The sequence below is a fragment of the Streptococcus lactarius genome (assembly GCF_016642265.1).
Taxonomy (GTDB): Bacteria; Bacillota; Bacilli; order Lactobacillales; family Streptococcaceae; genus Streptococcus; species Streptococcus lactarius.
The window spans coordinates 68,806-76,240 of sequence record NZ_MRXX01000005.1 but is presented as its reverse complement, the minus strand read 5'-3'; the positions used below and the strand labels follow the sequence as shown (position 1 = coordinate 76,240).

General features: G+C 44.5%; 5 protein-coding genes. All 5 read right to left on the bottom strand.

Annotated features, from left to right (window positions below; genetic code table 11):
• Positions 1-32: 32 nt before the first annotated feature.
• Complete coding sequence (gene recG, locus BTU61_RS04350) at positions 33-2,048, bottom strand: ATP-dependent DNA helicase RecG (protein ID WP_200772480.1); 2,016 nt, start codon at positions 2,046-2,048, stop codon at positions 33-35.
• A 60-nt stretch (positions 2,049-2,108) separates the two neighbouring features.
• The gene (gene alr / locus BTU61_RS04345) at positions 2,109-3,221 is read right to left on the bottom strand and encodes an alanine racemase (RefSeq protein WP_200772479.1); all 1,113 of its coding nucleotides are present in this window, start codon (positions 3,219-3,221) and stop codon (positions 2,109-2,111) included.
• Entirely contained in the window at positions 3,208-3,573 is a 366-nt protein-coding gene (gene acpS / locus BTU61_RS04340; protein WP_200772478.1) for a holo-ACP synthase, read from the bottom strand. Before acpS ends, alr begins: the two co-directional genes overlap by 14 nt.
• 86 nt (positions 3,574-3,659) lie before the next feature.
• Positions 3,660-4,688 carry a 3-deoxy-7-phosphoheptulonate synthase gene (locus tag BTU61_RS04335; protein WP_200772477.1) on the bottom strand — a complete coding sequence of 343 codons (1,029 nt, stop codon included), beginning with the start codon at positions 4,686-4,688 and terminating at the stop codon, positions 3,660-3,662.
• Positions 4,689-4,739: 51 nt separating this feature from the next.
• Entirely contained in the window at positions 4,740-7,259 is a 2,520-nt protein-coding gene (secA, locus tag BTU61_RS04330) for a preprotein translocase subunit SecA (protein ID WP_200772476.1), read from the bottom strand.
• Positions 7,260-7,435 lie beyond the last annotated feature (176 nt).

Below are 7,435 nucleotides of genomic sequence, written 5' to 3'. Positions count from 1 at the left end.
TTTTGTCCCAGCCTCTTCTCACTTTTTATGATCTAATCTAAATGTTCTTGCTTTTCCAGATAAAGAGAGAGCAAATGCCAATCTGGGTGTTCTCGCCAATTTGGCGTCGTTACGATCTGGCTAGCGACTTTCCGCGCTTCTTCAAGAATGGGATAATCTTCTACTAAATCGGCTACCTGAAATTCTGGAATTCCTGATTGACGGGTTCCAAAAATTTCACCTGAACCCCGCATTTTCAAATCTTCCTCTGCCAGCACAAACCCATTGGTCGTCTCTGTCATGATTTTCATGCGCTGTTTGCCACTATCTGTTTTAGGATTGGCCACTAGAATAGCATAGGATTGCTTATTTCCGCGACCAACACGGCCTCGAAGCTGATGGAGTTGACTAAGGCCAAACCGATCTGCATCCATGATGACCATGACAGTCGCATTAGGCACATTGACTCCTACTTCAATGACGGTCGTGGATACTAGAACATCAACTTGGTGCTCTTTAAAGGCCTGCATGATGGTCTCTTTTTCCTCACTTTTCATCTTCCCATGAAGAAGAGAAACGCGCGCCCGCTGACCAAAGAAGGCCTCTAATTCCTCTTGAAGCGCAAGGGCATTTTTCAAATCTAGCGCCTCTGACTCCTCAATCAAGGGAGAGATAAAGTAGGCCTGAGAACCTTTGCCAAGCTCTTTGGCCAACCAATCGAGGACCACTTCTAACTGTTCATGCTTGACCCAGCGCGTGATGATTTCCTTGCGTCCAGCAGGCATCTGGTCAATAATCGACACATCCATATCTCCAAAAGCCGTAATGGCCAAGGTGCGAGGGATAGGAGTCGCCGTCATCATCAGGACATCTGGGTTTTGTCCTTTTTCTCGGAGAATACGTCGCTGGGCAACCCCAAAACGGTGCTGCTCATCAATAATGACCAAGCCGAGATCTTGGTAGTGAACTCCTTCTTGGATCAAGGCATGTGTTCCCACAATCAGCTGGGCCTTGCCAGAAGCGATCTCGTCTAAGACTTCTCGTTTCTCAGCTGCCTTTAATCCTCCCGTTAGAAGAGCAATTGGCAAATCCGGAAAAAGATTTTGCAAGCTTTCCTTGTGCTGCTCTGCCAAAATCTCCGTCGGAACCATCAAGGCGGCTTGCTTACCAGCGCTTAAAGCTGCATACATGGCTAGTCCGGCCACGACTGTCTTGCCACTTCCTACATCTCCTTGTAGCAAACGATTCATATGGTATGGAGAAGCCATATCTGTCAAGATTTCAGTTAAGCTTGTTTCTTGGGCTTGCGTCAGCTCAAAAGGAAGATGTTTTTTTCGTTCTGCTAATTTTTCTGGATTCCAAGCCAAGGAAATCCCTTGACTGGCATCGTGATTTTCTTCTTTTAACACTTGAAGCTGCAACTGGAAAAAGAGGAGCTCTTCAAATTTCACTCGTCGAAGAGCTTGCTTGTACTCTGCAAGATCCTTAGGAAAATGCATCGCTCGCACTGCATTCGAACGAGACAACAGCTGATAACGATCCCGCAAAACTTGGGGCAAATTTTCTTCTAAGAGTTGGTCCAAGCCCTGATCAAATGCTATTTTGATTAACTTTACCAGGCTATTTTGGCTGACTCCTTGCATCACTCGATAGACCGGCTGCAAATCATCTTCTACCTGAGCCAGAAGTTTCATTCCTGTCAAACCGCCTTTGGCCTTGTCCCATTTTCCAAAAATCGCCACGGTCTGCTGGACCTCGATTTTGTCTGCTAGGTAAGGTTGGTTGAAAAAATTAACCGCTATGACCTGGTCCCCTTGTTTGATCGAAAAGCGCAAGCGATTTCGCTTGTAGCCATAATATTGAACATTGGCGGGGGTCGCGACAAGCCCAGAAATAACAGCTTTTTCACCATCTTCTAACTCTAAAACATTACGTGTTTTGAAATCTTCATAGCGAAATGGGAAGTACAAAAGCAAATCCTCTAGAGTTTCAATCCCTAATTTTTTAAATTTTTCCGCTGATTTGGGGCCAACACCAGGCAGTACGGATAAGGGTTGGTGTAAATTCATTGCTCCTCCTTTCTTTGATAAAAAAGCAGGTCCTTCTGGGAAAGTTCCACCTGCTTTTTCTTATTCTTCACCTGTATAGTCACGAGGAATCCGGTCACTCAAGAGACAAACCACTTCGTAATTAATCGTGCCACGGTAGTCCGCAACCTCTGTTGCCGTGATTTCCTTCTCACCATCTCGGCCAATCAAGGTCACCTTGGTTCCCAGAGGTAATTCTTCTGGAAGGCGAACAGTAATCTGGTCCATCGAAACTCGACCAACAATGGGACAGTACTCACCCTTGATCAGCACGTGGAAATTTTGCATTTCCCGGATCCAGCCATCCGCATAGCCAATAGGAATTGTCCCAATCCATTGGGGTTCTTCCGTTGTATAGGTTGCCCCGTAGCCAATATCTTGACCAGCTTTTAACTGTTTCACATGAACTAACTCACTCACTAAACTCAAGGCTGGCTTGATTTCATAAGGCAAGGCTAACACAGAACCACTTGGATTCAAGCCATACATGACATCTCCTAGACGTACAGCTGTGAAAATCGTATCCGCATGCCACAAAGAGGTGGCTGAATTACTAGCATGGACAATCGGAGGAAGGGTTTCAAGAGCAGCCAATACTTCTTTGAAAAAGTGGTATTGGTCTTGAAATTTCCGATCATCTGCTTCATCTGCTGTCGCAAAATGGGTAAAGATCCCTTCGATTTCAGCTCCAGCTGCTAAGAGGAGGCCTTCTGCCTCTTTGATCTCTTCGATTTTTCGGAATCCAATCCGCCCCATTCCAGAATCCACCTTGATATGGACTTTTAATCCTGAAAAATCTGGCTCTTCTGCCAATAAGTGCTTCAACCAAGCAAGGCTGGCTACCGTTAATCTGATGTCATACTTTTTAGCTAAATCAACTGTTTCAGTTGGGACCACTCCTAAAATTAAAATGGGGTGGTCTAAGCCCTCTTCACGGATTTCAAGGGCTTCATCCATATTGGAGACACAAAAGCCATCTACTTGAGTCGCCAATTTCTTCGTCACAGCTACCACTCCATGACCATAGGCGTTGGCCTTGACGACTGCATATTTCAAGGCTTGACTCGGAATATGCCGACTGACTTGCTGCACATTAAAGGAAATGGCATTCAAATCGACTGTTGCAACTGTTGGTCTATGTTTACTTGCTTTCATCTACTTCCTCCAAAATGACGCTGGTTGATACCAAATCACCCTTGTGACTGATCGAAACCCAAACCTTCCCAGAAAACGGGGACTTAGAAAAATAGGGAGCTCCATGGGCATCATTTAAAATTTCTAAATCTTGAAAACCAACTGGTCCAATCCCAGTCCCCATTGCCTTTGAAAAGGCTTCTTTGGCGGACCATCGGCCCGTTAAATATTCCATCTTTCGTTTCCCAGACAATTCCTCAAAGCGCTCCCGCTCAGCCTCAGTTAAGACTTTTTCAGCGAATCGGGTATTCTTTTGATAGGCTTTTTCAATCGCAGCGATCGATTCGATATCGATGCCATGTCCTTTGATCATCTTGTTTTATCCTTATTTATCGTTTCAGTATCGTCTAACTGATAAAAGAGAAGGGGCTAAAGAATCACTCCTTCCGCCCCTGCCTTTTACTTATTCATGCTTGCTATTTCTTTGACCAAAGCCTCTGTCTTTTCCCAACCTAGGCAAGGGTCTGTGATGGATTGACCATAAACTACCGGTTCATTTTGACGACCATCTTTAAGATAGGATTCAATCATGAAACCACGAACCAAGGAAGCTAACTCCTTGTTCCAAGCACGGTTCATCATGGTCTCTCTCACGATCCGTACTTGCTCTTCGAATTGTTTGCCAGAATTGTCATGGTTGGTGTCCACAAGGATAAAGGGATGTTGCAAGCCCATTTCGCTATAGCGTTTGGCTGCCGCAAGCAAATCTTCATAATGGTAATTTGGAATATTCTTACCACTAGCATCCAAGCCTCCACGAAGGATCGCATGGGCCAAAGGATTTCCAGATGTTTCCACGGCTTGGGCATTGAACAAGAAATTTTTTGGATGTTGCGCTGCATAAATCGCATTGAACATGACCGAAAGATTTCCTGAAGTTGGATTCTTCATCCCTGTCGGAGCCGCAATCCCACTCGCCACAAAACGGTGCTCTTGGTCTTCAACCGAGCGAGCTCCAATGGCATGATAGGAAATCAGATCCTCCACATAAGGTAGAATACTTGGGTAAAGCAATTCATCTGCCGTTGTCAAACCAGTCTCTGTCACCACACGGTAATGGAGATGACGGACAGCCTTCAGACCATCCATAAAGCTTGGTGCACCATGTGTATCTGGTTGGTGCATCAATCCTTTGTAGCCATCCCCATTGGTTCGAGGCTTAGCCGTATAGACCCGCATAACGATAAAAATCTGATCTTTGACTTGCTCTTGCAAGTCTGCCAAGCGATGAGCATAATCCAAAACCGCTTCTTCATTATCAGATGAGCAAGGACCAATCACTAAAAGAATCCGTTGGTCCTCCCCTTTGATAATCGCTTCTAACTCACGATCACGCGCTTCTTTCCGCTCCAAGGCAGGGCCCTCCAAACGGTAAAGCGACGTAATTTCTTTTTCATCAATTTTAGTGCTCTTCGTAACGAATACCATACGGCCTCCTTTTACTACCTAGACCCTTCCTCTCTTGGCTGAAGAGGACTCTTAAAATTTACGTCCGTGACAATTTTTAAATTTCTTACCAGATCCACATGGACACAAGTCATTGCGTTTCACTTGTGACAAGTCAATATCAGCTGGAATGTCTTGTTGTTGTGCTGCAATATTGCGTGTCGCAGTTGTTGAAATATTGTGCTCCGTACGAGGACGTTCTTGTTCGTGAATTTGGGCTTTCATCATCAGACGAGTGACATCAAATTCGATTGATCCGATCATGTCATTAAACATACGGAAACTTTCAGATTGGTATTCTACCACTGGGTTATTTTGAGCATAACCACGAAGTCCAACAGCGTTCCGCAATTGATCCAAGGCATCGATATGGTCTGTCCATTTGCTGTCTACCACTCGAAGGATCAATACTTTTTGGAATTCTTGCACAGACTCTTCGTCACGCAATTTCGCTACTTGGCTGGCATAGATTTCTTCTGCACGTGCATACAAGTAATCAATGACTTCCTTGTCAGATTTACCTTCAATATCGTTTTCAGAAATCGTATCTTCAGGAACCAAATTGTATTTGGCAAAGTTCAGAATTGCTTCAACGCGTTCTTCCTTGCTTGAGTGGCTGGCTCCTTCAACAATCCGTTTGATGGTCCGTTTGATCATGGCTTTGATCTCAGGAGCCAAGTCACGGTTCGCCGTGATAACATCATAACGTTGGGCGTAAACAATTTCACGTTGTTCCCGCATGACATCATCGTATTGAAGGACTTGTTTCCGAGTATCGTAGTTGTTCCCTTCGACCCGTTTTTGAGCCCCCTCTACTTGGCGGGTAAACATCCTCGAACGGATGACGGATTCTTCTTCGCTCAACTTGAAGCGATCAAGGACTGCTTTGATCCGCTCTGAACCAAAACGACGCATCAATTCATCTTCAAGTGACAAGTAGAATTGAGATTCCCCTGGATCTCCTTGACGTCCTGAACGACCACGCAGCTGGTTATCGATCCGTCGGCTTTCGTGACGTTCTGTTCCGATGACACAAAGTCCACCGAGTTCGCGAACTCCTTCACCGAGCTTGATATCGGTACCACGTCCGGCCATGTTGGTTGCGATCGTAACCGCACCACGTTGACCAGCGTTCATGATGATTTGCGCTTCTTTGTAGTGGTTTTTCGCATTCAAGACTTCGTGAGGAACACCTGCTTGTACCAACAATTGAGATAAGTAATCACTGGTTTCAACGGCAACTGTACCGACTAGGACTGGTTGACCTTTTTCATGACGAGACTTCACATCTTCCACAACGGCCTTGAATTTTGATTTCAAGCTTGGATAGAGAAGATCTGGATGGTCAATTCGAGCAATCGGACGGTTGGTTGGAATTGGAACAACGCGAATGTTGTAGATTTCACGGAATTCTTCTTCTTCGGTTTTCCCTGTCCCTGTCATCCCTGACAACTTCTTGTACATACGGAAGAGGTTTTGGTAGGTAATGGATGCTGACGTTTTGGTTTCTTCTTGAACTGGTACGCCTTCTTTAGCTTCAATCGCTTGGTGGAGACCATCTGAATAACGACGACCTTCCATGGTCCGACCTGTAAATTGGTCGACGATCAAGATTTCTTGATCTTCACTAACCACGTAGTCGATATCCAAGATCATAATATAGTTAGCACGAAGGGCATTGTCAATAAAGTGGGTAAGAGCCACGTTGTCGATATCGTAGAGGTTCTCTAACTTGAAGTATTCTTCCGCCTTATCAATCCCTGAATCTGACAAACCAATGGTTTTAGATGGCACATCGATAATGTAGTCATCCTCATTTAAGGTTTTCACATAGGCATCAGCCATATGGTAGAGTTGGCTTGTATCAGAAGCTGTTTGACCAGAAACGATCAAAGGTGTACGGGCTTCGTCAATCAAGATGGAATCGACCTCATCGACCAAGGCATAGTTCAAGGGTCGTTGCACCATGTTTTCTGCACGAACAACCATGTTATCACGAAGATAGTCAAAACCAATTTCTGAGTTGGTAGAGTACGTGATATCACATTCGTAGGCTTCTTTTTTCTCAGCTGGAGATTTAGCTGCCAAGTTGATCCCTACTGAAAGGCCAAGCCAAGAGTAGAGCTCACCCATCTCCGTTGCATCCCGTTCAGAAAGGTATTCATTGACGGTAACAACGTGTACTCCTTTACCAGAAAGGGCATTTAAATAAACAGGCATGGTCGCAGTCAGGGTTTTTCCTTCCCCTGTACGCATTTCAGGAACATCCCCATGGTGAAGGACGATTCCCCCCATAACCTGAACCTTATAAGGGAACAAACCAAGCACACGTTTTGCCCCTTCACGAACAACTGCAAAAGCTTCGTACAAGAGGTCATCCAAAGACTCACCATCTTGGTAGCGTTGCTTAAACTCAGCAGTTTTTGCTTTTAGTTCGTCATCAGACATCGCTGCCATTTGATCTTCATAAGCAAAGACCTTGTCCGCCATTTTTTCAAGACGTTTGATTTCGCCTCGATCATTTTCAATAATTGTTTTTACTAAATTTGCCATTTTTTTCCTTACTTTGAATCTTTCAAAATCTAAAACGTTCTTTTTATTGTAGCATTTTTTAAAGATTTTTTCAAGATTAAGACTGTATCTTACAAGATTTTTAGGCGGATTTTCCCGCGTAAAAAGATTCAAAAAAGAGAGTGGGCAGAAATCGGTATTTCGTTAGAATTCGATTT